The organism is Microbispora rosea (genome assembly GCF_044460045.1).
Lineage (GTDB): Bacteria > Actinomycetota > Actinomycetes > Streptosporangiales > Streptosporangiaceae > Microbispora > Microbispora rosea.
The window spans coordinates 54801-79788 of sequence record NZ_JBITJO010000016.1 but is presented as its reverse complement, the minus strand read 5'-3'; the positions used below and the strand labels follow the sequence as shown (position 1 = coordinate 79788).

20 protein-coding genes are annotated in these 24988 nt (G+C 71.7%); 16 read left to right on the top strand and 4 right to left on the bottom strand.

Annotation, left to right across the window (positions count from 1 at the left end; all coding sequences use genetic code 11):
* Window positions 1–29 precede the first annotated feature (29 nt).
* The 13 genes from ACIBK1_RS38555 to ACIBK1_RS38495 all read left to right on the top strand — a co-directional run bounded on the left by ACIBK1_RS38555 (window position 30) and on the right by ACIBK1_RS38495 (window position 16506).
* Window positions 30–1118: a GNAT family N-acetyltransferase gene (locus ACIBK1_RS38555; protein ID WP_083744244.1), complete on the top strand. Its 1089-nt coding sequence runs from the start codon at window positions 30–32 to the stop codon at window positions 1116–1118.
* Between the two features lie 217 nt (window positions 1119–1335).
* Window positions 1336–2565 (top strand): sirohydrochlorin chelatase, encoded by a 1230-nt coding sequence (locus ACIBK1_RS38550; RefSeq protein ID WP_357325725.1) that lies wholly within the window; start codon window positions 1336–1338, stop codon window positions 2563–2565.
* 36 nt (window positions 2566–2601) lie between these two features.
* Window positions 2602–3687, top strand: coding sequence for a nicotinate-nucleotide--dimethylbenzimidazole phosphoribosyltransferase (gene cobT, locus ACIBK1_RS38545; protein WP_396740557.1), 1086 nt, complete (start codon window positions 2602–2604; stop codon window positions 3685–3687).
* Between the two features lie 126 nt (window positions 3688–3813).
* Entirely contained in the window at window positions 3814–5046 is a 1233-nt protein-coding gene (gene cobA / locus ACIBK1_RS38540) for a uroporphyrinogen-III C-methyltransferase (protein WP_396740555.1), read from the top strand.
* Window positions 5043–7169, top strand: a complete 2127-nt coding sequence (locus ACIBK1_RS38535) for a dynamin family protein (RefSeq protein WP_396740553.1) — start codon at window positions 5043–5045, stop codon at window positions 7167–7169. The genes cobA and ACIBK1_RS38535 overlap by 4 nt, the downstream gene beginning before the upstream one ends.
* 57 nt (window positions 7170–7226) lie before the next feature.
* Window positions 7227–8858 (top strand): GTPase, encoded by a 1632-nt coding sequence (locus ACIBK1_RS38530; RefSeq protein WP_396724541.1) that lies wholly within the window; start codon window positions 7227–7229, stop codon window positions 8856–8858.
* A 300-nt stretch (window positions 8859–9158) separates the two neighbouring features.
* Window positions 9159–9929 (top strand): single-stranded DNA-binding protein, encoded by a 771-nt coding sequence (locus tag ACIBK1_RS38525; protein WP_396740551.1) that lies wholly within the window; start codon window positions 9159–9161, stop codon window positions 9927–9929.
* Between the two features lie 222 nt (window positions 9930–10151).
* Window positions 10152–11204 carry a maleylacetate reductase gene (locus ACIBK1_RS38520; RefSeq protein ID WP_396740549.1) on the top strand — a complete coding sequence of 351 codons (1053 nt, stop codon included), beginning with the start codon at window positions 10152–10154 and terminating at the stop codon, window positions 11202–11204.
* The gene (locus tag ACIBK1_RS38515) at window positions 11201–12139 is read left to right on the top strand and encodes a dioxygenase family protein (protein WP_030509624.1); all 939 of its coding nucleotides are present in this window, start codon (window positions 11201–11203) and stop codon (window positions 12137–12139) included. The genes ACIBK1_RS38520 and ACIBK1_RS38515 overlap by 4 nt, the downstream gene beginning before the upstream one ends.
* Before the next feature lie 89 nt (window positions 12140–12228).
* Window positions 12229–12822 carry a pyridoxamine 5'-phosphate oxidase family protein gene (locus ACIBK1_RS38510; protein ID WP_030509623.1) on the top strand — a complete coding sequence of 198 codons (594 nt, stop codon included), beginning with the start codon at window positions 12229–12231 and terminating at the stop codon, window positions 12820–12822.
* A gap of 199 nt (window positions 12823–13021) precedes the next feature.
* Complete coding sequence (locus ACIBK1_RS38505) at window positions 13022–14323, top strand: GGDEF domain-containing protein (RefSeq protein ID WP_051761997.1); 1302 nt, start codon at window positions 13022–13024, stop codon at window positions 14321–14323.
* A gap of 10 nt (window positions 14324–14333) precedes the next feature.
* The gene (gene ettA, locus ACIBK1_RS38500; protein ID WP_030509621.1) at window positions 14334–15998 is read left to right on the top strand and encodes an energy-dependent translational throttle protein EttA; all 1665 of its coding nucleotides are present in this window, start codon (window positions 14334–14336) and stop codon (window positions 15996–15998) included.
* 70 nt (window positions 15999–16068) lie between these two features.
* The gene (locus tag ACIBK1_RS38495) at window positions 16069–16506 is read left to right on the top strand and encodes an acyl-CoA thioesterase (protein WP_231513996.1); all 438 of its coding nucleotides are present in this window, start codon (window positions 16069–16071) and stop codon (window positions 16504–16506) included.
* A 48-nt stretch (window positions 16507–16554) separates the two neighbouring features.
* Here ACIBK1_RS38495 and ACIBK1_RS38490 read toward each other — a convergent pair whose 3' ends face one another.
* The 4 genes from ACIBK1_RS38490 to ACIBK1_RS38475 form a co-directional block, all read right to left on the bottom strand.
* On the bottom strand, window positions 16555–18105 hold the full coding sequence (locus ACIBK1_RS38490; protein WP_396740546.1) for a glycoside hydrolase family 13 protein: 1551 nt from the start codon (window positions 18103–18105) through the stop codon (window positions 16555–16557).
* 30 nt (window positions 18106–18135) lie between these two features.
* The gene (locus ACIBK1_RS38485) at window positions 18136–18519 is read right to left on the bottom strand and encodes a globin (RefSeq protein ID WP_030509618.1); all 384 of its coding nucleotides are present in this window, start codon (window positions 18517–18519) and stop codon (window positions 18136–18138) included.
* 34 nt (window positions 18520–18553) lie between these two features.
* Window positions 18554–19522, bottom strand: a complete 969-nt coding sequence (locus ACIBK1_RS38480; protein ID WP_239105192.1) for a mechanosensitive ion channel family protein — start codon at window positions 19520–19522, stop codon at window positions 18554–18556.
* Between the two features lie 512 nt (window positions 19523–20034).
* The gene (locus ACIBK1_RS38475; RefSeq protein ID WP_030509616.1) at window positions 20035–20295 is read right to left on the bottom strand and encodes a hypothetical protein; all 261 of its coding nucleotides are present in this window, start codon (window positions 20293–20295) and stop codon (window positions 20035–20037) included.
* A gap of 335 nt (window positions 20296–20630) precedes the next feature.
* Between ACIBK1_RS38475 and ACIBK1_RS38470 the strand changes: the two genes are divergently transcribed.
* The 3 genes from ACIBK1_RS38470 (at window position 20631) to ACIBK1_RS38460 (ending at window position 24981) form a co-directional block, all read left to right on the top strand.
* Entirely contained in the window at window positions 20631–22220 is a 1590-nt protein-coding gene (locus tag ACIBK1_RS38470; protein WP_076435007.1) for a helix-turn-helix transcriptional regulator, read from the top strand.
* Between the two features lie 66 nt (window positions 22221–22286).
* Window positions 22287–22808: a GNAT family N-acetyltransferase gene (locus ACIBK1_RS38465; protein WP_231513994.1), complete on the top strand. Its 522-nt coding sequence runs from the start codon at window positions 22287–22289 to the stop codon at window positions 22806–22808.
* 151 nt (window positions 22809–22959) lie between these two features.
* Complete coding sequence (locus tag ACIBK1_RS38460) at window positions 22960–24981, top strand: tetratricopeptide repeat protein (RefSeq protein WP_396740543.1); 2022 nt, start codon at window positions 22960–22962, stop codon at window positions 24979–24981.
* Window positions 24982–24988 lie beyond the last annotated feature (7 nt).

Sequence of the window (24988 nt, the reverse complement as noted above, 5' to 3'; positions counted from 1 at the left end):
AAAATCCGCTCATGTGATGGAGTGACGCATTGTTCGACGAGCGCCTGACGATCAACACGGAACGGCTGATCCTGCGGCCGTTCGGTCCCGGGGACGCGGGCCAGGTTCGGGCCGTCATCGAGGACGGAGCGCACACCACGGCGCTGCCCCCGGGCGCGCCCGGGCACGCGACCGGCATCGCGCAGTGGCTGTCGTACGGCGTGCACGAGCTGTGGCGCTCGGGCCAGGGCATCCACCTCGCCATGCACGCGCGGGACGGCGTGGTCGGGTCGATCAGCGTTTTCAAGGCCCAGTGGGGCACGGGCATCGCCGAGGTGGGATACGGCGTGCATCCCGCCTACCGCCGCAGGGGATACGCGACCGAGGCGGTCCGCGGCCTCGTCGGCCGCCTGCTCGGGGAGGGCCCGCTGCGGCGGATCGAACTGCGGGCGAACGCCGACAACCTCGCGTCGATCAGGGTCGCGGAGAAGGCCGGCTTCATCCGCGAGGGACTGCTCCGCGGCGCGGGATTCGAGGACGACGGCCCCCACGACCTGGTGGTCTTCGGACGGCTGCGCGGCGACGAGCGGTCGGTCCCGCGCCGCAGGATCGAGAGCGAGCGGCTGGTCCTGCGGCCCTTCGCCCGGCAGGACGCCTTCGACGTGGCCGACGCGGTCAAGGGCGATCCCGAGATCGCCCGGTGGATGCCGTGGGCCGAGGGCTACACGCTGGAGCGGGCGCTGGAGTGGTGCACCCGGCTCGCGCACGCGAACGGCCCCGGCTATGGTGGCAACTTCGCGATACAGCCGAAGGACGGGGAACGGCTCGCCGGAGCCATCGGCGTGCAGCGTGAGGACCACGAACGCGGGGACGCCGAGCTGGGCTACTGGATCGCGCCGTGGGCCCGCCGCAGGGGATACGCGGTGGAGGCCACGCGACTGGCGACGGCCTACCTGTTCGACCTCGGCTTCCACCGGGTCCACCTGCTGGTCGCGACGGGCAACCGCGCCAGCCAGGCGGTCGCCAGGAAGGCCGGGTTCATCGAGGAGGGCATCATGCGGCGGGCGCTGCCGGTCCCGGGAGGCTGGGCCGACGCCGTCCTGTTCGGCATGCTCAACGGGGAAATTTCATGGCAATAGGTAAAGAATCCCCCTAGTCCCTGTGCCCATCGGTCAAGTGGCCACCATGATTGGGGGCCGGAAGGCTATCCTCGCCAGCCGTGAGCCTCCCGCCGGCCGGCGAGTGCGCGTCCAGAAGCGGGAGATCCCGTCCCGGCATGCACACGGGCGGCGCCGGCCCGGACGGGGCGGGGGATTGTGAACGACACGCAGGTCAACTGCAGGGGAGATCAGCCAGATGAAACCGCCGCTGCTGCTCATCGGCCACGGCACCCACGATGAGACCGGCGTCGCCGAGTTCGGCAGGTTCGTTCACCGCCTCCGCTGCCGCCTTGACGGGCTTCCCGCCGAGGTGAGCGGCGGCTTCATCACGAACGCCCGCCCCCCGCTCGGCGACTCCATCTCCTCTCTCGTGGCCCGGGGGCACCACCACCTGATCGCGGTCCCGCTCAGCCTGACGGGCGACCGGCGCGCGCTCGGCGACATCCCCGGCACCATGGCCCTGGAGCAGGAGCGGCACCCCACGCTCGAATACGACCTCGGCCGCCCCCTCGGGCCCGACCCCCGGGTGCTCAAGCTCCTCGCGGAGCGGCTCGCCGACGCCCGGGCGGAGATGCCGCGGTTCGTGACCGACGAGCCGCCCGCCGAGATCGCGCCCGGCGAGACCGCGGTCGTGCTGGTCGGGCACGGCTCCACCGACCCCGCCGTCAACGCCGAGGTCCACCGCGTCTCGCGGCTGTTCTGGGAGACCCACGCCGCCGACCTGCTGACCGTCGAGACCGCGTACGTGTCGCACACCCGCCCCGGCGTGCCGGGCGGCCTGGAGCGCTGCCGCAGGCTCGGCGCCAAGCGCGTGATCGTCCTGCCGTACGTCCTGTTCGCGGGCGGAGTCCTCGAACGCATCTGGGCGCAGGCGCTGGCCTACGGCGCCAACCACGAGGGCCTCGACATCCGCTGCGCCGAGGTGATCGGCGACTGCGAGGGCCTCGCCGACGTGGTGATCGACAGGTATGAGGAGGCGCTCGCCGGAGGCGGTCAGTCCTCGGCGCCGGCCGCGCGCCGCCCCTCCACGGTGCTGCCGGTGACCCGGCCGTTCCCCGCGGGCCGTACGCCGGTGGACCCGGGCGCCGAGAGGGACGCCGGCCTCGTGACCGCCATCGCCCCGCGGCTGAGCGGGGCGAGGGAGACCGGCGGTGCGCCGCTGACCCCCTCCCTCGTGGACCCTGCCCCCCTGGACCCTGCCCCTCTGGACCTGGAACCGCTCGACGTGGACGCTTTCGAGGCCGAGGCGTTCGACGAGGCGTTCGACGAGACGTTCGACGCCGAGACGCCGGAACCGGAGGCGGACGGCGAGATCGAGGCCGATAGCATGATCGGCGCGGTCGGCCGCGGCGAGGCGGGGGAGGAGCTCCGCGGCGATGCGCCGGACGGGCCGCTCGCCCAGCCCGGAATCGCCAGCGCGGTGTAGCCGACGCGGTGCAGCCGCCGCGCAGAAGGAGAGAGCATGACGTCCCTCGGCGAGACGATCGGCGCCATCCGCCCGGTCGAGCCCGGCCCCATGGCGGAGGCCAGGGCCCACCAGGACCGGCTCACCAAGCCGAGCGGCTCGCTCGGGGTGCTCGAGGACGTCGCGGTGCGGCTCGCCGGCATCGCCGGAACCTGCCCGCCGCCGCTCCCGGTCCCGGCCGCCCTGGCGATCTTCGCCGCCGACCACGGCGTGCACGCGCAGGGGGTGAGCCCCTGGCCGCAGGAGGTCACCGCGCAGATGGTGGCCAACTTCACGGCGGGAGGCGCGGTCGCCAACGCCTTCGCCGCCGAGGTGGGCGCGTCGGTGACCGTCGTGGACGTGGGCGTCGCGGCCGACCTGCCGCCCGCGCCCCGGCTGCTCGCCCGCAAGGTCGCGTACGGCACGGCCGACCTGTCGCAGGGGCCCGCCATGACGGAGGAGCAGGCCACCGCCGCCCTGACGGCCGGGATCGAGATCGCCCGCGACCTGGTGGACGCGGGTGGCCGCTGCCTGGTCACCGGAGACATGGGCATCGCGAACACCACCGCCTCTGCCGCCCTGATCTGCGCCTTCACCGGCAGGCCCGCCGCAGAGGTCACCGGCCGGGGGACCGGCGTCGACGACGCCACCTACGAGCACAAGATCGAGATCGTACGGCGTGGCCTGCGGGCCAACGGGATCACCGAGGCGGGAGCCGTACCGGGCGGGCCCGGCGAGGCGCTGCGCGTGCTCGCGGCGGTCGGCGGCCTGGAGCACGCGGCGATCGCCGGTTTCGTGCTCGGCGCCGCCGCGGCCCGGGTGCCCGTCATCCTCGACGGAGTGATCGCCGGAGCCGCGGCCCTGGTGGCCGGCGCGCTCGCGCCCGACGCCGTCGGCTACTGCCTGGCCGGGCACCGCTCGGCCGAGCCCGGCCACACGGCCGCGCTGGCCCATCTGGGCCTCGACCCGCTCGTCGACCTGCGGCTTCGGCTCGGGGAGGGAACCGGCGGGCTGCTCGCCCACCCCCTGGTCAGCGCGGCCGCGCGGGTCATGCACGAGGTCGCCACCTTCGACTCCGCAGGCGTGGCGGACAAGGGCGAGTGAGGCGCCGCCGGCCCGCGGCGACCGCCCTGTGGACTCACAAGTCTCATCCTGTGAATGTCGCCCGAGCCCAGCGGGTAGGTTTGCCTCCTAACAATGCACACTTGACGCTCTAGGGAGACAGGGGTCATGGCGCCCTACCTGCTCGGCCTCCGCCTCGACGGGCGGCGGGTGCTCGTGGTCGGCGGGGGACGCGTCGCTCAGCGACGGGTCCCCGCACTGCTCGACGCCGGAGCCTCCGTCACCCTGGTCTCGCCCAGTGTCACGCCGGCGCTGGACGACCTCATCGCCACGGGCCGGGTGACCTGGGAGCGACGGCCCTACCAGGTCGGCGACTGCGACGGCGCCTGGCTGGTGCACGCCTGCACCGACCATCGCGACGTCAACACCGCGGTCGCCGCCGAGGCCGAGGTGAAGCGCATCTGGTGCGTGCGGGCCGACGACAAGGACGCCTCCGCGGCCTGGACCCCCGCCAGCGGGCGGGTGGACGAGGTCGGCGTGGCGGTCACCGCGGGTGGCGACCCCCGCCGCGCGGCCGGCATCCGCGACGCGATCGTGGGCGCGCTGCGCGACGGCACCGTGGACGCGCGGCGGCACCGCACCAAGCCCGTCGGCGTCGCGCTGGTGGGCGGCGGCCCCGGCGATCCCGGCCTGATCACCGTGCGGGGACGTCAGCTCCTGGCGCAGGCCGACGTGGTCGTGGCCGACCGCCTCGCGCCGCGCGCGCTCCTGGACGAGCTGTCGCCCGACGTCGAGCTGATCGACGCGGCGAAGGTGCCGTACGGCCGGTCGCTGTCCCAGGAGAAGATCAACGAACTGCTCATCGAGCACGCGCGCAAGGGCAGGTTCGTCGTACGGCTGAAGGGCGGCGACCCGTTCGTCTTCGGCCGCGGCGGCGAGGAGATGATCGCCTGCGCCCGGGCGGGCATCCCGGTGACCGTGGTGCCCGGGATCACCAGCGCGGTCGCGGTCCCCGGCGCCGCCGGAGTCCCGGTCACCCATCGCGGGGTGAGCCAGGAGTTCCACGTCATCTCCGTGCACGTCGCGCCCGGCGACCCCAGGTCCACCGTCGACTGGCCCGGATTGGCGGGATCGTCGGGAACCCTGATACTTCTCATGGCGGTCGAACGGATCAAGGAGATCGCCGAAACGCTGGTCCGAGACGGACGTTCACCGGAAACTCCCGTGATGGTGGTACAGGACGGTACTCTTCCGACGCAGCGAGCCGTTGCCGCGACGCTGTCGACCGTGGCGGAACGGGTGACCGCGGCCGGAGTGCGGCCTCCGGCGATCGTGATCGTCGGCGAGGTCGTCAAGGTCGGCCAGGAGATCGATATGGTGCGAGCGGAGCGGATCCCGTGAGATCGGCAGCCAGGAACACGCCCGACCACGGGACCGGCGCGGGTTCGGGCGACGCCGTGACCGAGGAGCCGGACATCGCGGGGCCGGACCTCGCGGGGGCGGATCTGGTGGACCGGGACGCCGGGGAGCACCCGGAGTCGCCGGGGGAGCAGACCGTCGCGTTCCGCCCGATCCGCGACGACGAGGACATGATCGAGGACGCCCCCGTGCGGCCCGGTGGGGAGTGCGAGGGCGAGCCTGCGGACGCCGACGGCGAACAGGACCCGGCAGACGCGGCGGCCGACGAGGCCGCGCAGGACGCGCAGAGCCTTGAGGACGACCCGGAGGGCGCCGAAGACGCGGAGCACACCGACGACGCCGAGGACGCCGATGGCGCCGAGCACACCGACGACGCCGATGGCATGGAGGACGGCGAGGACGAGCCCGACGGCGATCGGGTGCGGTCCTTCCCGATGCCGGAGCCGGTCTCGGCGGCGCTGACCGAGGCGCTCAACCAGCTCCGTACGGCGGTGAAGGGCCTGCACTTCGGTCTCGACGTGCCGGGTTCCGAGGAGGCGCGCAAGGCGCAGGCGTCGGTCCTGGCGCAGCTCGACGACTACGTCATCCCGCGGGTCCACATGAGCACCGCGCCCGCGCTGATCGTCGTGGCCGGTTCGACGGGGGCGGGCAAGTCCACCATCGTCAACTCGCTCGCCGGAGGGAAGGTCTCGGCCACGGGAGTGCGCCGTCCCACCACGGCGACGCCCGTGATCGTCTGCCATCCCGACGACCACGAGTGGTACGCGCGGGGCGACCTTCTCGGCGGTCTAAGCAGGCTCGACGAACCCACGCGGGACGCCCCGCCCGGCAGCGTGGTGCTGACGTCGAGCCCGTCCCTGCCCCGGGGACTCGCGCTGCTCGACACGCCCGACATCGACTCGGTCGTGGAGGAGCACCATGAGATCGCGCACCGCATGCTGGACGCCGCCGACCTGTGGGTGTTCGTCACCACGGCGTCCCGGTACGCCGACGCGCCGTCCTGGGGCCTGCTGCGCCGGGCCAAGGAACGCGGAGCGCGCCTGGTCATCGTGCTGTCCCGTGTGCCGCACAGGTCCCGCGAGGTCGTCGTCAAGCACTTCGGCCGGATGCTGAAGGAATACGGCCTGGGCGAGGTCGAGTGCTTCGTCATCAACGAGACGTCCGTACGCGACGGGCGGCTGCCCGAGATCGAGATCGCGGATCTCCGCATCTGGATGTCCGCCCTGTCGGCGGACGACGAGCGGCGTGAGGCGGCGGTCAAGTCGACGCTGAACGGCGTTCTGAACAGCTTCCGCACCCGGCTGCCCGCGCTCGCCCGGCACCTCGAAACCCAGGTCGCCCTGCGCGCCGATCTGCGCTCCGACGTCGACGCGGCCTACCTGGGCGCCCTGACGCGGATCGACGAGGCGACCAGGGACGGCTCGCTGCTGCGCGGGGAGGTGCTCGCGCGGTGGCAGGACTTCGCCGGCAGGGGCGACCTCATGCGCACCCTCCAGCTGCGCCGCGGCGCCAAGGGCCACCAGCAGGGCCCGGAGCGGGTGCGCGGACTGAAGGCCGCCCTGCGGGCGGGCCTCGAAGCGCTGGTCAACTCGGCCGTTCAGCAGGCCGCGGAGGAGGTCGTGGCGCGCTGGCGGCAGCGGGCGGGCGCGGGCGACCGGCTGGCCGCGACACCGGGGCTCGGCCGCCCGGCGGAGGAGATCGCCCGCAGGACCACCAGGACCATCACCGCCTGGCAGGACCACGTCACCGAACTCATCCGCACCGAGGGCGTGACCAAGCGGTCGGTGGCCAAGCTGATCTCCTTCGACGTGGAGTCGCTCTCGCTGATCTTCATGATCGGCCTGCTCGGCTACGGCGCCACGGACGCCCCGGCGGGCGCGGGCGCCGGCGCACTGCCCCAGCGGCTGCTGCGCGGCCTGCTCGGCGCCGAGTCGCTGCGCAACATCAGCGCCAAGGCCCGCAGCGATCTGCGCGCCCGCGTCGGCCTGCTCTTCGACGAGGAGACCCTCCGATACGTCGACGCGCTCGACAGCGCCGGAATCCCGGACGAGGCCGCGGCGACGCGGCTCTACCAGGCAACGTACAACCTCGAGGTCGCACGATGACGGAGCCGATCCGGCAGATCACGCCGGGGTACGTCTCCGCACCACGGTGAGGAATCCATGACGGCTGTCAGCACCGCCGAAAGGCAGCACGGGCTCGGCTCCAGGCTCGCCGCCCTGGCCAAGATCGTCGAGCTGGGGCAGGGCCGGCTCGACCCGGCGCTGGTCACAGAGGCGGCCCAGCTCCTGCTGCGCGCCGGCGACCGGCTCAAGCTGTCGTCCGACCACACGGTCGTCGCGCTCGCCGGGGGCACCGGCAGCGGGAAGTCGTCCCTGTTCAACGCCGTCTCCGGGCTGGAGCTCTCGCCCATCGGCGTACGCAGGCCGACCACGGCGCGCACCCACGCCTGCGTGTGGGGCATCGACGGCGCGGGCCCGCTGCTCGACTGGCTGCAGATCCAGTGGCGGCACCGGTTCGCCCGCGCCAGCGCCCTCGACAAGGGCGAGAGCCAGCTGCACGGGCTCATCCTGCTCGACCTGCCCGACCACGACTCGATCCGCGCGCTCACCGACCACGAGGCCCACCGGCTGATCCAGGTGGCCGATCTCATCGTGTGGGTGCTCGACCCGCAGAAGTACGCCGACGCCTCGGTGCACCGGCGTTACGTGACCGAGCTGAACGGGCACGACGCGGTGACGGTCTTCGTGCTCAACCAGTCCGACCGGCTCACCCCGGAGGAACAGGCGGAGTGCGTGGCCGACCTGGAGGAGCTTCTCCGGCGTGAGGGCGTCACCCGTCCCCGGGTGGTCGCGACGTCCGCCACCACCGGCAAGGGCGTCGACAGCCTGAAGGCCGTCCTGGCCGAGTCCGTGGCCGCTCGGCGTGCGGCCTACCAGCGTCTGGAGGCCGACCTCGACCGGCTGATGCTGCGCCTGGTGAAGGACGTGCCGGAGTTGCTGCGGGTGGAGTCCACGGTGGACGGCGCGCGGCGCGCCGGGCTGGTCGAGGCGCTGTGCGACGCGATCGGCGTCTCCGCTCTCGGCGAGGCCCTCGAGAACGTGTACGCCGTCCGGTCCGCCGAATGGGTCGGCTGGCCGTACGCGCGGTGGGCGGCCCGGCTGCGGCCCGACCCGCTCAAGAGCCTGCGTCTGGGGGCCGTGAAGGACGACATCCGCGGCCTTGTCGCGAGTTCGGTCACCGCTCAGCCCGCCGAGGTGGACAACGCGGTGCAGACGCTCGCCGACGGGCTGACTGCCGGCATGCCGGAGGTGTGGCGTGACGGCGTGCGCGAGGCGGCCCGCTCGCGGGTGGACGAGCTTCCCGAGGCGCTGTCGGGCGAGCTGTCGGAGGTGGCTCCGCCGCTCGACCGGGTCCCGGTCTGGTGGTGGCTGCTCAAGATCTGGCAGTACCTCCTGGTGCTCATGTTCGTCGCGAGCCTCGCCTGGGCGGGCGCGATCCTCGCGTACGGCGTCTTCAAGGCCGGCCGGCCGCCGGCCGAGGTCCTCGGCGACGTGGCCGTGCTGCCCTGGGTGGGGCTGATGATGATCAGCGTCCTCGGGCTCGGCCTGTTCTCGGCCATGTCGAGCAGGAACTTCGTGGTGCTCGCCGCGGGCAAGGAACGCGACCGGCTGGAGCACGACATGAGACGCCGCGTGGGCGTCCTGGCGCAGGACATGGTCGTCCAGCCGCTCGAACGCGAACTGAACCGCTACAACGAGTTCTTCGGCGCGATGGCGGCCGCCCGGCGCTGAACGCCTTTCGCTGAACGCCTGCCGCCCGACGGACGCGGCGGGCGTCGAACACCTGCTGCCGGACGGGCGCGGCCGGGCGTCGAACGCCTGCCGCGGGACGCGCCGCGCCGCGCCGCGCCGGACGTCCCGCCCCGCGCCGGACGTCCCGCCCCCCCGCTCCCGGTCGAGCGGGGCGGCCCGGAGCGTTGTCCACAGGCGTGGCTTCATCCACAGAACGGGTTTCTGGCCCGTGAGGCGGTGCGATGCGCGGCCAGTGTGTCCCCCGAGCCCGGCGAGTGACCGGGCCGGGGAGGCACTTCGATGAACGACATCTACGTCACGCTGAGCGGGAACGTCACCGACGATCCCCGGCAGTATCAGTTCCGCGACGGCTCGCGTGTCACCTCGATGCGGATGGCCGTCAACAGGCGCGTCCTCGACCAGCAGACCAACACCTGGCAGACCAGGGACACCACCTACTACACCGTGCGCTGCTACCGCGGGCTGGCGGACAACGTGCAGCAGTCGATCCGCAGGGGACACCCGGTCGTGGTGTACGGCAAGTTGCGGATCAAGCAGTTCGAGCGCGACGGCGAGCAGCGGTTCTGGGCGGAGATCGAGGCCAGCTCGGTGGGCCATGACCTGAAGTGGGGCATCGCCACGTTCGAGAAGCCGATCCGGGCCTACTCGGCGGGCGCGCCGAGCGACGGCGAGCGCCACGCGATGGAAGACGCGACGCGGGAATGGGAGCTGACCGCTCCCAGCGGTTCCAGCGGGCCAAGCGGGCTCAGTGGGCTCAGTGCGGCGTCCGCCGCCGGCGGAGACGACGAGGCGTTCGACGCCCTCGTCGGCGCGCGGGGCGCGAACGACGCGGCTTCGTCGGTGGCCGGAGCGCCGGCGGCCGCCGGAGCCTGGCAGGGCGACGAGGCGCCGCGGACCGGCGGCGCAGGGGAGATCGACGCCGAGGAAGGCACGACGGACGGGGTCTTGGACGGGGCGATAGACGGGGAGATGGACGGGACGACGGACCCGGAGCGTGCCGTGCGGGACAACGGCGCCGCCGCCTGGCTCCCGCCCGCGCTGGCGGCTTAGTGGGGTGTCCACGGGCCTCCCGGGCCTCACGGGTCTTGGCCGGGTCGGTCCCTGTCCTGAAATCACCGATCTGTACTATGACCGGGCCAAACTTCGAGAGACAGAGGAGTCAGGCGTGCTGCTGGTCCGCCCCGACGCGTACATCGCCCGGCGTGCGATGAGCCTGCCCGACGATTCGGCCGGCACCCTGCGCGTGGCGGGGCCGAAGCCGCTGGGGCGGGCATGAGGTTCGTCCACGAGACGCTGCCGCAGCGCGTCGTCTTCGCCTCCGGCGCCTCGCCGGAGGCGGTCGCCGAGGAGGTCTCCCTCCTCGGCGCCCGGCGGGCCATGCTGATCGCCTCCGGCCGCGCGGCCGCGCTCGCCGACCCGATCGCGGCACGGCTGCCGGTCGTGCTGCGGCATGAGGAGGTCGCCATGCACGTCCCGGTCGAGGTGGCCGGACGGGCGCGGACAGCCGCCGCGGCAGCCGAAGCCGACGTCGTGGTCACCGTGGGCGGAGGCTCCGCCACCGGACTGGGCAAGGCCGTCGCCATGACGACCGGCCTGCCGGTCATCGCCGTCCCGACCACCTACGCCGGCTCCGAGGCGACCAACGTCTGGGGCCTGACCGAGGGCGGGACCAAGACCACCGGCGTCGACGACAAGGTGCTGCCGCGCTCGATCGTCTACGACGCCGGGCTGCTCACCTCGCTGCCCGCCGACATGAGCGTGGCGTCGGGGCTCAACGCGCTGGCCCACTGCGTCGACTCGATGTGGGGACCGCGGGCGGACCCGGTCGACCGGGCACTGGCGGGCGAGGGCGTCCGCGCCCTGGCCGCCGGGCTGCCCGTCGTCGCGGCGGACGGCGGCGCGATCGAGGGCATCGAACAGACGCTGTACGGCGCCTACCTCGCCGCGGTGGCGTTCGCGTCGGCCGGCTCGGGGCTGCACCACAAGATCTGCCACGTGCTCGGCGGCATGTTCGATCTGCCCCACGCGCAGACCCACGCCGTCGTGCTCCCGCATGTGCTGGCCTTCAACGCTCCGAGCGCGCCCGAGGCCGAGCGGCGCATCGCGGCGGCCTTCGGCGCCGCCACCGCCGTCGAAGGGCTGGCGGCGCTGCGGGCGGAGGTCGGCGCCCCGCGTGCGCTGAAGGACTATGGAATGCCCGAGGAAGGCATCGCCAAGGCGGTCGCGCCGATCATGGCCGCCCTACCGGCAGGCAACCCGACCCTCGTGACCGAAGAGAACCTCACCGCGCTGTTGCGTGCCGCGTGGGAAGGAGAGCGTCGATGAGCATCCACGTGAACCCGGGATCGGCCCAGGCCGGCGCGCAGGGCCGCGTCCACCGCGAGATCGATCCCGGGCAGGAGGCCGTCGAGGCCAAGCTGGTCGAGAACGTCGTCGCCTCCTTCGCCGACTGCCCGGACCCGCGGCTGAAGGAGCTGATGGTCGCCCTGGTCAAGCACCTGCACGCTTTCATCCGCGAGGTGCGGCTGACCGAGCAGGAGTGGGGCGCCGCGATCGACTTCCTCACCAGGGCCGGTCACATCACCGACGACGTGCGTCAGGAGTTCATCCTGCTGTCGGACACCCTCGGCGCCTCGATGCAGACCATCAACGTCAACAACGCGGCCTACAAGGACGCCACCGAGGCGACGGTCTTCGGCCCGTTCTTCGTCGGGGACGCCCCGCACGTCGAGCTGGGCGGCGACGTCGCCTTCGGCGCGCCCGGAGAGCCGTGCTGGGTCGAGGGCACGGTGACCGACACCGACGGCAACCCGCTCCCGGGCGCGCGCATCGAGGTCTGGGAGGCCGACGAGGCCGGCCTCTATGACGTGCAGTACGACGGGGGCAAGCGCACCGCCCGCGGCCACTTGTTCTCGGCCGAGGACGGCGGTTACCGGTTCTGGGCGCTGACCCCGACGCCCTACCCGATCCCGGACGACGGCCCGGTCGGGCAGATGCTCACCGCGGTCGGCCGTTCCCCGCTGCGAGCAGCGCACCTGCACTTCATGGTCAGCCACGACAACGGGCGCACGCTGGTGACGCACATCTTCCCCGAGGGCGACCCGATCGGCTGGAACGACTCCGTCTTCGGAGTCAAGGAGTCGCTGATTAAAAAGTTCGAGCGGCAGCCGGCCGGCACTCCGACCCCTGACGGGCGGACGATCGAGGGCACCTGGAGCAAGGTGCGATTCGACATCGTGCTCGCCCCGCCGGGCGTCTGACGGGCGTTCTCGTCCTGAACCCCACCGGGCGCGTGACGGGCGTCCTCCGCGCCCGTGTTCTGCGGGATCATCCCGGCCATACTCGGGGCATGGGGAAGAGCTATGAGCGAATAGACGGGAGATTGCGTGCCTTCATCGAGGCGCAGCACATCTTCTTCACCGCGACCGCGCCGCTGGACGGCGAGGGCACCGTCAACCTTTCTCCCAAGGGCCTGACCGGCTCGTTCGCCGTGATCGACGAACTCACCGTGGCCTACCTGGACTTCGCCGGCAGCAACGCCGAGACGATCGCGCACCTGCGCGAGAACGGCCGCATCACCCTGATGTGGTGCGCCTTCGACGGCCCTCCTGCCATCGTGCGGGTGCACGGTCGCGGAGAGCCGGTCTTCCGCGACGATCCACGGTGGGCCGGGCTGATGCGCTACTTCCCGGACATCGACCCGAGCAGGCACGGCCTGCGGGCGATCATCGTCGTGACCGCCGAGAAGATCCGTGACACGTGCGGGTACGCCGTCCCGTTCATGACCTATGAAGGGGACCGCCCGCTGCACGGGTCGCGGTTCGAACGCGAGACCGACGAGTCGCTCGACGCGTACTTCCACAAGAAGGAGCACGTCACGACCAGTATCGACGGCCTGCCGGGGCTGCCTCTGCCGCTGCCGCCGCTTCCCCGCACCACATAGCATTCAGTGGGCGAAGCCGGCCTGCCCGCCGCCCCAGGACGACGCGAAGCCCGGGTCAGGCAATCCGCCGCAGATGCGCGTTTAGCCCATCAGATGCAGATGGCCATCGTGTCAAGGTAGCGGTTCCCGTCGCGCATCGCACACTCCGCAACTATTGTGTTACTCATCGTGAGATTGGCTTCGGCCACTGGGGGGCGGGATGACGGCAACCGGTCAGACCTCGACCAGACCGCGAAGCGCGATCTGCTCGCGAAACCGCTGGCCGCTGCTGGCCCAGCCGCCCGCCCTCGTGTCCTATGTGTGCGCGATCGTGGCGTTCGACGCGGTCCTGATCGCGGTGCTGGCGAAGTCGACCGCGTTCCACGCTCCCCATCTCGCCATGTTCGGGGCGCTCACCGTGTGCGGTGCGGTGTGCATCGAGGCCACCCGCCGCCTCGGCATGCCGGCCGGTGTGTCCCGTGACCTGCTGTCCGCCTGGTGGTTGCCGGTGGCGTTCCTGCTCCCGCCGGTCTACGCCCTGCTCGCGCCCATACCGATGCAGATCCTGCTCCAGCTCAGGGTCCGGGCGACCGTGCTGTACCGCCGCGTGTTCAGCGCGGCGGCGATCGGGCTCGCGGCGGCGTCCGCCTCGGCCGTCTTCCACCGCTGGGTCCCCTTCCCCACGGATCTGTCCGCGGGCAAGGGGGAGCCGATCGCGGTCGCGGCGGCCTGCGCGGTCCTGTTCACGGTGCTCAACACCGCGCTGATCGCGGTCGCGGCGCACGCGTCCGACCCGGAGACCCGCTGGGGCGAGGTTCTGTGGGACCGCGAGCGCGTCCTGCTCGACGCGGTCGAGCTCTGCCTCGGCGTGCTCGTCGCCGTCGTCTGCGGCCTCAACCTGGCGCTGCTGCTGCTCGTGCTGCCGCCCGTCGTGCTGCTGCAGCGAAGCCTGCTGCACGCCCAGCTCCAGGCCGCGGCCCGTACGGACCCGAAGACGGGCCTGCTGAACGCGGCCGCCTGGCAGCGGGAGGCGGACACCGAGATCGCCAGGGCCCAGCGGACCGGGGACGCCCTCGCGCTGGTCCTGGTGGACATCGACCACTTCAAGAAGGTCAACGACACCTACGGCCACCTGGTGGGCGACCAGGTCCTCGCCCAGGTGGCCGCCACCCTCCGTACGCAGCTGCGCGAGTACGACGTGGTGGGGCGGTTCGGCGGCGAGGAGTTCGTCGTGCTGCTCCCCGGCGCCGACGTGCACGAGGCGAGGCGGGTGGCCGAGCGGCTCCGCGCCCGGGTGGGCCGGATGGTGGTCCCCGCCGAGCAGGCGACGGTCACGGTCACGGTCTCCGCCGGGGTGGCCATCATGAACGTCCACGGTGAGGACCTGATCGAGCTGCTGGCCGCCGCCGACCTCGCCCTCTACCGCGCGAAAGAGCTCGGCAGGGACAGGGTCTGTCTCCCTGCCGCCCCAGTGGCCCCACCTCCCCGCAGCGCGGACGGCGCTGCCGGTGCGATCCCCTAGGCTTGAAGGCATGCCGGAGTACATCTACACGTTGCAGCGCGTGCGCAAAGCGCACGGTGACAAGGTGGTTCTCGACGACGTCACGCTGTCGTTCCTGCCAGGGGCCAAGATCGGTGTCCTGGGCCCGAACGGCACGGGCAAGTCGACGCTGCTCAAGATGATGGCGGGGCTGGAGCAGCCGTCCAACGGCGAGGCCCGGCTGATGCCCGGCTTCACGGTCGGCATCCTGCTGCAGGAGCCGTCGCTCAATGAGTCGAAGACCGTCCTCGGGAACGTCGAGGAGGGCGTCGCCGAGACCAAGGCGATGCTCGACCGGTTCAACGAGATCGCCGAGCAGATGGCCACCGACTACAGCGACGAACTGCTGGAGGAGATGGGCCGCCTGCAGGACGCGCTCGACCACCGCAACGCGTGGGACCTCGACAGCCAGCTCGAACAGGCCATGGACGCGCTGCGCTGCCCGCCGCCCGACGCCGAGGTGACCAAGCTCAGCGGTGGCGAGCGGCGCCGGGTCGCGCTGTGCAAGCTGCTGCTGGAGCAGCCCGACCTGCTGCTGCTCGACGAGCCCACCAACCACCTCGACGCCGAGAGCGTGCAGTGGCTGGAGCAGCACCTGGAGAAGTACCCCGGCACCGTCCTGGCCGTCACCCACGACCGCTACTTCCTCGACAACGTGGCCGGCTGGATCCTGGAGCTCGACCGCGGCCGGTGCTACGCCTACGAGGGCAATTACTCCACCTACCTGGAGGCCAAGGCCGCGCGCCTGAAGGTCGAAGGCCAGAAGGACGTCAAGCGTAAGAAGCGCCTGGAGGAGGAGCTGGAGTGGGTGCGCTCCAACGCGCGCGCCCGCCAGACCAAGAGCCGCGCCCGTCTCCAGCGCTACGAGGAGATGGCGGCCGAGGCCGACAAGTACCGCAAGCTCGACTTCGAGGAGATCCAGATTCCGCCGGGCCCGCGCCTGGGCACGACGGTCATCCGGGCCGAGAAGCTGAGCAAGGGCTTCGGCGACCGGCTGCTCATGGACGAGTTGTCCTTCGACCTGCCGCGCAACGGCATCGTCGGCATCATCGGCCCTAACGGCGTCGGCAAGACCACGCTGTTCCGGATGATCACTGGGGGCGAGACCCCGGACACCGGGTCCATCACGGTCGGCGAGACCGTCAAGATCTCCTACGTGGACCAGGGCAGGTCCGGCATCGAACCGAACAAGAACGTCTGGCAGGTCGTCTCCGACGGGCTCGACCACATCAAGGTCGGCAACGTCGAGATGCCCTCGCGGGCGTACGTCGCGGCGTTCGGCTTCAAGGGCCCCGACCAGCAGAAGCTCGCGGGCGTCCTGTCCGGCGGCGAGCGCAACCGGCTCAACCTCGCGCTCACCCTCAAGCAGGGCGGCAACGTGCTGCTCCTGGACGAGCCCACCAACGACCTCGACACCGAGACGCTGTCCAGCCTGGAGAACGCGCTGCTCGACTTCCCGGGCTGCGCTGTGATCACCTCGCACGACCGGTGGTTCCTCGACCGCATCGCCACCCACATCCTGGCGTGGGAAGAGGGCTCGAACTGGTTCTGGTTCGAGGGCAACTACGCCGACTACGAGAAGAACAAGGTCGAGCGGCTGGGCGCGGACGCCGCCCGCCCGCACCGCGTCACCTACCGCAAGCTCACCCGCGACTGAGCGAGTCCACTTCCGCGGGCCTCCGTGCCCCGCCGCAGGGCGGGGCACGGAGGCCCGTTAGGTTTGACCGGTGACCGAGCTACGCCATCCTCCAGAGCAGCTGACCCGCTTCGTCTTCGAGCGCAAGGTGCGCTTCGCCGACATCGACAGCTTCGGCCACGTCAACAACGTCCGCTTCCTCGACTACCTCGAGGACGCGCGGGTGTCGATGCTGTGGGAGCGGCCCCGTGAGATCGACGGCCGCCGGCAGGACCTGGTGGTCGCCCGGCACGAGATCGACTACCGGCGGCCCCTGACCTTCCGCGCCGATCCCGTGCGCGTCGAAGTGTGGGTCACCGAGATCTCCCGGGTGCGTTTCACCCTCGCGTACGAGATCCGCGACGACGAGACGCTCTACGCCGAGGCGCGCACGGTCATGGTCGCCTACGACGCCACGGCGGCCCGCCCCCGCAGGCTCGACGAGGACGAGCTGGCGTATCTCAGGCAGTTCTTCGCCGTCGCTCCGTGACCGGCCACGGCGGCCGGAGCCGGCGGCCGGTCCGGAGACGGGGCGGGATCAGCCGGTGAGCAGCCAGGCGGCCGTGTCGGCGGGAAGGGCGGCGCCGTCGAGCGGACCGCTGGTGATCAGCACCTGGTCGTGGGGCGGGAGCGCGATCGCGCCCTCGCCGCAGTTGATCACACAGATCAGGCGGCCCCGCTGGAAGAGCAGCGTCTCCTCCGGCGACTCCAGCCAGGTGATCGCGTCGGGCAGCGTGCCGCGCAGCTCCCGCCGCGTCTGCAGCACCCGGCGGTAGAACCAGAGCGTCGAGGACGGGTCGGCCGCCTGCCGTTCGGCCGTGAGGTCCGTCCAGTCCGCCGGCTGCGGAAGCCACGACCCGCCGGACCCGAAGCCGTACGGCGCCTCGGTGCCCGACCAGGGCAGCGGCACCCGGCAGCCGTCGCGGCCCGGCACCTCGCCGTTCGACCGGGCGAAGATCGGGTCCTGGCGCGCCTCCGGAGGCAGGTCGGTGACCTCGGGCAGCCCGAGCTCCTCACCCTGGTACAGGTAGGCCGACCCCGGCAGCGCGAGCATGGCGAGCAGCGCGGCGCGGGCCCGTGCCAGACCGGCCCCCGGGTCGAGCGACCCCTGGCCGTAGCGGGTCACGTGCCGTACGACGTCGTGGTTCGACAGCACCCAGGTCGGCGAGGCGACGGCCTTGAGGGTGTCGTCGATGACCTTCCTGAAGGCCGTGGCCGACCAGGGGGCCTCCAGCCAGGCGAAGTTGAAGCTCTGGTGCAACTCGTCGGGCCGCACGTACAACGCGAGGTCCTCGGCCGAGTCGGTCCAGACCTCGCCGATGGCGACGCGGGTGCCGGGATAGGAGTCGAGCACCCGCCGCCAGTCGCGATAGATGTCGTGCACCTCCGGCCGGCTCCAGATCGGCGACCTGGAGGTGAAGCCCGGGTCGGTGTCGGGCAGCCCCTCCGCCTTGATCAGGCCCATGGCGACGTCGATCCGGAAGCCGTCCACCCCCCGGTCGAGCCAGAACCGCAGGACGTCGAGGAACTCCTCCCGCACCTCGGGGTTGCGCCAGTTGAAGTCGGGCTGCTCGGGCGCGAACAGGTGGAGGTACCACTGCCCGTCGGGCACCTGGGTCCACGCCGGGCCGCCGAAGGTCGACAGCCAGTTGTTCGGCTCTCCGTGGCCGCTTCCACCGCCCTCGGGGCCGCCGTCCCTGAACATGTACCGCTCGCGCTCCTGGGAGCCCCTGGGGGACGCCAGGGCCTTCTGGAACCACGGGTGGGCCGACGAGCTGTGGTTCGGCACGATGTCCACCATCAGCCGCAGGCCGTGCGCGTGCGCGTCGGCGACCAGGTCGTCGAAATCGGCCAGCGACCCGAACAACGGATCGACGTCGCGGTAGTCCGCCACGTCGTAGCCGCCGTCGGCCATGGGGGAGGGATAGAAGGGGGTCAGCCAGATCGCGTCGACGCCGAGCTCGGCGAGGTACGGCAGGCGGTCGCGGATTCCCGCCAGGTCGCCCGTACCGTCGCCGGAGGCGTCGGCGAAACTGCGGACGTAGATCTCATAGACAACGGCATCACGCCACCAGGGGGTTGTTTCCATGAGTCTTGGGCTGCCCGCTGCTTCCGTTACTTATGCGTTGACCATGCTGTGGGCGGCGTAGACGAGGTAGTCCCACAGCTCCTTCTCGCGCTCGGCCGGCAGGCCGAGGGAACGCACGGCGTCGCCCATGTGCCTGAGCCAGGCGTCTCGTGCCGCCTCGTCGACGACGAACGGCACGTGCCGCATCCGCAGCCGGGGATGGCCGCGCCGCTCGCTGTAGGTCCTCGGGCCGCCCCAGTACTGGATGAGGAACAGGCGCAGCCGCTCCTCCGCGCCGCTGAGGTCCTCCTCGGGGTACATCGGGCGCAACAGGGGGTCTTCCGCGACGCCCTCGTAGAACCGGCGGACGAGGCGCTCGAAGGCCTCCTCGCCGCCGACCGCGTCGTAGAAGGACAGGGTCTGCTCGCTGGTCACGGTTTCAGCCTAAGACAGTTACCGATCGGTAAGGTCAGGCGGCGAAGGTGAGGCTCTTCTCGTCGAAGGCCCGCTTCACCCGCAGGCGCAGCTCGCGGGCGACCTCCAGGTGCCGCGCCGGCACGGTCTTCGCGCTGATCCGGAAGATGACGGACGAGCCCGACACCGACTCCAGGCCGAAGACCTGCGGTTCCTCGACGATGACCGTGTCCCGGTACTCCGGGTCCTCCCACATGTCGTGTGCGAGGCCGTTCAGCAGCTCGCGGACCGTCGCCACGTCGCTGTCGTACGGCACCGGCACGTCCACCAGGGCCCTCGACCAGCCCTGCGACTCGTTGCCGATCCGGGTGATCGTGCCGTTGCGCACGTACCAGACCTTGCCGTCGGAGTCGCGCAGGCGGGTGATGCGGAGCGTGACGGCCTCCACCGTGCCGACCGCCACCCCGGTGTCGATCACGTCGCCCACGCCGTACTGGTCCTCCAGCAGCATGAACATGCCGGCGATGAAGTCCTTGACGAGCTCCTGGGCGCCGAAGCCGACCGCCACACCGATGATGCCGACGCTCGTGAGCAGCGGCGCCAGCTCGACCCCGAGCTTCGCGAAGATCATCAATGCCGCGGTGCCCAGGATCACGACGGACGCGAGGCTCCGCAGCACCGAGCCCATCGTCTCGGCGCGTGCCCTGCGGCGCTCCGTCATGATCGCCGCCGCGGCCTCCGTGCTCGTCAGCACGCTCTTGCCGCGCAGCCGTTCCGGCAGCACGCCGACGCTGGCCCGCACGGTGAGCCGGGTGATCAGCCGGTGCACGACGTTCCTGACGACCAGCGCTCCGGCCAGGATGAGGGCGATCAGCAGCAGCACGTCCACGATGCCCGCCACGAGCTGCACCCAGGCGGGGAAGTCCTTCTCCGGAAAGGCGCTGTTCAGGACGGTGCAGAAGATGCCGTCGTTGTTGTCACACGCCTTCGCCACCTGCTGGCCGATCACATCGAGATCCGGCACGGTCGGCTCTGGGGTGGGCGTTGCGGGCGACAGTGGTAACACGAGGTGGATCCCCCCCGGATCGGATCAGCGGCAGTTCTTGAACGTAGCCAATACTGCCGACTGATCCGGCCTCCGTCACATCGCCGGGGAAGACGGAAGCGCGTCCCGTCCGGGGCCGCGGAGGGCGGACCGGACACGCTCCAGTGACGGTGTGGCAGGACGCGGGCGCGCACCCGGAAGCGCGCCCGACGCCCTTCTCCAAGTGGGGATCCCCCCCGATCGCCGCCCGGCCCCACCTGCTCGACAGGGCCGGACGGCGGTCCATGGCGACCGGCGATCCGGTCGGTCCGCCCGCGAGACGCGGACGGGTCGGGGCGGGCGGGACGCCGCAGCGTGGCCGTCGCACCGGGGCGGCGTGACGGCCACGCTCCGCACCGGGCGTCCTGCCCGCCCCCTAAGGCCGCGGTGGATGCGGCGGCCCACGGCGACTGCGCTTTCGCCGGCTTTCACCTCGGGGCCGCCGCCTTCCCCTACTCGCTCACCGCGGCAAGCACGCGGGCCACCTTCGTGGCCGCTCCGGCGGGGTCGTCCGCCCGGTGCATCCGCTCACCCCAGGACCACCAGTAGTCGGCCGCCTGACAGACGACGTTCTCCGTGAGGCTCGTCGCGTCGGGGTTGATCACGCGTACGTAGGCGCGGCCCGACGGTGTGCGCACGACTCGCGCGAGCAGACCTCGCGCATCGAGTTCGGCCACCAGATGTTCGAGGCGCCGGAAATCGTCCTCCCCCACCGTAGGTCCTCCTTCATTTCCGTTCGCGGGCGGAATGCGTACTTTGCGTTCCCGTCTGTTCACTCTGGTGCGCCAAAGATGGCTCACAGAAGTGCTCGGGTCAACGAGGGCGAGAAGCCGCTGAGGTGGAGGAAAACCCATGTTGGTTGAAAGAAAACCCCTATCGGGAGACGATCCTTAGTCGGCGCGTTCAGGTTGGGGGCTTGGCTGCGCCAACTATGGTCCATCATTATGGTGTCGTCGGAGTGCGACGAGTAAGTCACTCTCCGTCACGAAGCGAGGACCGCTCGAGACCACGGGCTGCGAGTGCGGCCGGCCACGAGAGAGGGGCCGGAATGTCCGGCAGGCAACACAGGGAGACGGAGATCGCGCGCCGAATCCGGGCGCGGGGCCTGGCCACCGGGCGCAGCCTGGCCCAGATCGCCGAGGAAATCCACAACGACTGCGGGCCGCAGTTCGGCACGACTCGGATCAAGGCGCATCGCCTCTCGCACGGGGTGGCGCTCGCCGATGTGATCGAGCAGGTACGCGCTCTCTTCGAGAAGGACGGAAAAGCCGTCCCCGGCATCGGTGAGACGCTACTGTCCGCGTACGAGTCGGGCATGAAGCGGCCCGGCCCGGAGTATCTCCACTACCTGTGCTCGGTTTACCGGGTGGAACCCCTGGCCCTCGGGTTCGAAAGCCCGTGCATCTGCGGCCACGGACATCTGGCCGAATCGGGTGGCGGGGCAGCAGACCAGGACAGACCCATCACTTCACCCGCTCCGTGGGGTGCGCCGCCCCCGTCGGGCGGCGGCACCCATCCGGTGGACGGGGGCGAGGAGGACGAGAACGTGCTACGGAGGACGCTGTTGAAGCTCCTCGCCGGCGGCACCGTCGGGGCGGTTGGGCTCGAAGGGCTCAACGAAGAGGTGCTCGGCGCGGTGGAGAACCTCCGCCGGCGGATGGACGAGACGATGGTCGCCGCCACCGTCTCGCCGGCGATGCTCGACCAGTGGGAGCAGGCCACGTTCGGCTTCGGGCGGCAGTACATGAACACCCCGCCCGTACGGCTGCTCTGCGACGTCATGCTGGAGTTCACCGCCGTACGCAAGGCCCTGGACCGCCGGCAGCCCATCGACGTGCAGGAGCGGCTGTGCCGGATGGCCGCCCAACTGGCCGGGCTCTCGGGGATGATCATGATCGACCTCGGGGACCAGCGGATGGCCCGCTCGTTCTTCCGCACCGGCCGGATGGCGGCGGACGAGACCGGCGACCGGGCCCTCCGAGCATGGGTCACCGCCCGCGAGGCGCTGGTCCCGCTCTACTACGGCGACCCGCGTGAGGCGCTCACGCTGGCGAAGAAGAGCCGCGACCTGGCCGGCCACACCCCCTGTGCGGCGCGGACCATGGCGCCCGTCGTCGAGGCGAGGGCGCTGGCGAAGATCGCCGGTGTCAACGGCTCGCGGCACGAGGTGGTCGAGCAGGCCAAGCGGGCCCTGCACCGTGCGCGGGCGGCCTTCCAGCAGATGAACGACAGCGACCGGGAGGACCCGGCGTTCGGCTACACCGAGCGGCAGCTCTACTTCTACCAGGGCGACGTCCTGGTGAAGCTGGGGCAGACGGTGGAGGCCGACGTGATCCTGCAGCAGGCGCTCGACAAGTACACCGACGAGGACCTGCTCGACCAGACCCTGATCCGGTTCGACCGGGCGATGTGCCGGCTCATCGACGGCGACGTCGAGGCCGCGCTCAAGCTGGGCGAGGAGGCCATCGAGCTGGTCGACAAGGACTACCGGACCGACCTGCTGCTCAAACCGGCGTACGACCTGGTGAAGGAGGTCAGGGCCAAGCACGGCGACTCGCCCCGGCTCCAGGCCTTCTGCGAGATGCTCAAGCAGAGCCGGGTCACGATCCCGCCGGAGCTGCTCCGGGACGCCGGGTGACGTGGGTACCGAGGAGGACGTGTGGCAGGAGACGCGCTGGCGGGAGATCTCGAGCAGGGAGATCCCGTGAGAGGCGGGGAGAGCGGGCCCGCGCCGCTGAGGATCCGGCGATACCGCTGGTCCGACCTCGACGCGGTGTGGTCCCTCCATCAGATCGGCCTGGCCCAGGTGGGCGTGGTGCCGGGTGACGGCGTCTACTACGACGACGACTTCCCCCGGATCACCGAGGTCTACCTGACCGCCGGGGGCGACTTCCTGGTGGGGGAGGTGCCCGGAGTGGGGCTCGTGGCGATGGGCGGCCTGCGGCGCATCGACGCCGACACGGCCGAGATGTGCCGGCTCCGAGTCCACCCCGATCACCAGCGGCGCGGCTACGGCGGGCGGATCACGCAGGAGCTTGAGGATCGGGCGCGCGGGCTGGGCTACAGGACGTTGCGCGGCGACACCACCCTGCGTCAGGTCGCCGCGCTGGAGCTCTACCGCAAATCCGGGTGGCGGGAGCTGCGGCGCGAGGTACGTGGCGACAACGTGGTGATTTACATCGAGAAGCAGCTGAATTCCGTAGTCTCGCCACTTTTCTCCCGATAGATAATGCTTCCATCCCTTGGCGGACAGCTGATCCCTGCGAATACTTGTGCCTTGTCCGCAAGAGTGGGGAAAGAGGCATGATGAAGAAGATCATTATCCGCAAGCCGGGAACGACCAAGCTCAGCGGCACCTCGAGCGTGATCCACAAGGGGTGAGGGACCACCCGAGCCACATCTGGGTCCGGGGAGACCTCTCCCGGGACCGCGTGGCGGCCCTTCGCGCGCTCGTCCGGGAGGTGCCGCCTCCTGTGGCGCCCGTCGTCAACGGGCACCGCCGGCTACGCGGTCCGTACACGATCGGTGGCGCGATCCTGCGCGCCCTCGTCCCGGTCGCCTTGGAGCGTTCCCCGGGCCTGGTGGCGGAACACGACATCGAGATCCGCGCCGTCGCACCGAGCCTGCGCCCTGTGGTGCCGGCGCGGCGGCAGACCATCGAGGCCAGCCTGACCGAGGACGAGCGGATTCTGGTGCCCGCGCCGCGTCGCACGCTGCGGATCGCCAACGGGATCGCCGAGTTCGTCCGCGACTGCCTCGAAGGGCCGCGGACGCTGCTCGTGGACAATCTGCACGAGGCGGATCCGGCCGACCGCGAGCTGCTGCGCGTCCTGGCGCGCCGGGTGCCGGATCTGACGCTGGCCATCGGCTCCGCGGAGCCCCCGGGGGAGGGCACGTGGGAGGGCGCGCGGCTGGTGGAGGCGCGGGCCCAGGGCGGGCCGCCCGACGATTACGTCGCCTCGGACTGCACCTCCGACGACCCTCGGGCCTACCGGGCGTACCTGTCGCTGCCGCCGGAGGAACGCGCGCGCCGGCACGGCCGGCGCGCCGCCGAGCTCAGGGCCCACCCCGCGGCGGCGGAGCACGCCCTGGGCGCCGTGCCGTATCACCTGGAGCACGGCGGCGACGTGGACGCGGCGGTGGAGGCCCTGTGGGCCGCGGTGGACCACTGCGTCACCGAGGGCTTTCTGCACGCGGTCGTGGAGCTGGGGTCGCGCGGCCTGCGGCTGGTGGAGCCGGGGTCCGACCTGTGGTGGCGCTTCACCCACCGCACCGCGACCGCCCTGGCGGGGCTGGGCCGGCGGGCACCCGCGCAGGAGCTGTACGACCAGGCCCGGAGGGTCAGCGTCGATCCGGCCGTGCACGCCGCCGCCGCGTACGGCACGGCGATGCTCGACGCGCGCGACCGCGATCCGGCGCGGCGCGATCTGGCCAGGGCCAGAGCCTGGATCAACGAGGCGATAGCGATCTCCACGCTGCTGCCCGACCGGCGGACGCGGGCCTTCAAGCTCGGGTTCGACCAGAACGGCCGTGCGCTGATCGAGCTGCGGGAGGGGCGGGCCGACGAGGCGCTCGGCCTGGTGCGGTCGGCCATCGACCTGGCCGAGCGTGACCTTCCGCCGCAGGCCCACCCCGTGCACCGGATGGTGCTGTTCGCCAACCGCGCGCAGCTTCTCGCGCGCCTGGGCCGCGGGGAGGAGGCGCTGGCCGACTTCGACCGAGCCGTCGCGATCGACCCCGGCTTCCCCGACCACTATCTCGACCGGGGCAACCTGCTGTTCGAGATGGGACGTACGGACGAGGCGCTGGCGGACTACGAGACGGCGATGCGGGTGAGCCCGCCGCTGCCCGAGGCGTACTACAACCGGGCGGAGCTGCGCCTGGCCGCCGGGGACCTGGACGGCGCCCGCACCGACCTCGACCACGTGATCGAGCTCGACCCCGGCTACCTCGACGCGTACGTCAACCGGGCCGGCGTGCTGGAGATGCTCGGCGAGCACGAGGCCGCCAGGCGCGACGTCGAGGCGGGGCTCGCCCTCGACCCCGGCAACGCGCACCTGCACGGCGTGCTCGGGCAGCTGGAGACCGAGGCGGGCCGCTACGCGGAGGCCGCCCTGGCCTTCGACGCGGCGCTGGCCGCCGACGCCCGCCTGGCCTCGGCCTGGGCGAACCGCGCGACCCTGCGGTTCGAGACCGGCGACGCGCCGGGCGCCGTCGACGACCTGACCCGGGCGATCGAGCTGGGTGAGGACGCGGCGCTGTACTTCAACCGGGCCACCGCGCTCGACGCGCTCGGCCGCGGCAGGGAGGCGCTGCTCGATCTGCGCCGTGCGCTGGCCCTGGCCCCCGACGACCCCGACGTGCGTGCGGCGCTGGAGCGGCACGAGAAGGCGGGATGAGGCGAGG

Excerpts from the sequence above, each read along its gene's own strand:
- ACIBK1_RS38550 (WP_357325725.1), top strand. The coding sequence starts at position 1,336 with ATGAAACCGCCGCTGCTGCTCATCGGCCACGGCACCCACGATGAGACC.
- cobT (WP_396740557.1), top strand. The coding sequence starts at position 2,602 with ATGACGTCCCTCGGCGAGACGATCGGCGCCATCCGCCCGGTCGAGCCC.
- cobA (WP_396740555.1), top strand. The coding sequence starts at position 3,814 with ATGGCGCCCTACCTGCTCGGCCTCCGCCTCGACGGGCGGCGGGTGCTC.
- ACIBK1_RS38530 (WP_396724541.1), top strand. The coding sequence starts at position 7,227 with ATGACGGCTGTCAGCACCGCCGAAAGGCAGCACGGGCTCGGCTCCAGG.
- ACIBK1_RS38525 (WP_396740551.1), top strand. The coding sequence starts at position 9,159 with ATGAACGACATCTACGTCACGCTGAGCGGGAACGTCACCGACGATCCC.
- ACIBK1_RS38520 (WP_396740549.1), top strand. The coding sequence starts at position 10,152 with ATGAGGTTCGTCCACGAGACGCTGCCGCAGCGCGTCGTCTTCGCCTCC.
- ACIBK1_RS38515 (WP_030509624.1), top strand. The coding sequence starts at position 11,201 with ATGAGCATCCACGTGAACCCGGGATCGGCCCAGGCCGGCGCGCAGGGC.
- ACIBK1_RS38510 (WP_030509623.1), top strand. The coding sequence starts at position 12,229 with ATGGGGAAGAGCTATGAGCGAATAGACGGGAGATTGCGTGCCTTCATC.
- ACIBK1_RS38505 (WP_051761997.1), top strand. The coding sequence starts at position 13,022 with ATGACGGCAACCGGTCAGACCTCGACCAGACCGCGAAGCGCGATCTGC.
- ettA (WP_030509621.1), top strand. The coding sequence starts at position 14,334 with ATGCCGGAGTACATCTACACGTTGCAGCGCGTGCGCAAAGCGCACGGT.
- ACIBK1_RS38490 (WP_396740546.1), bottom strand. The coding sequence starts at position 18,105 with ATGGAAACAACCCCCTGGTGGCGTGATGCCGTTGTCTATGAGATCTAC.
- ACIBK1_RS38470 (WP_076435007.1), top strand. The coding sequence starts at position 20,631 with ATGTCCGGCAGGCAACACAGGGAGACGGAGATCGCGCGCCGAATCCGG.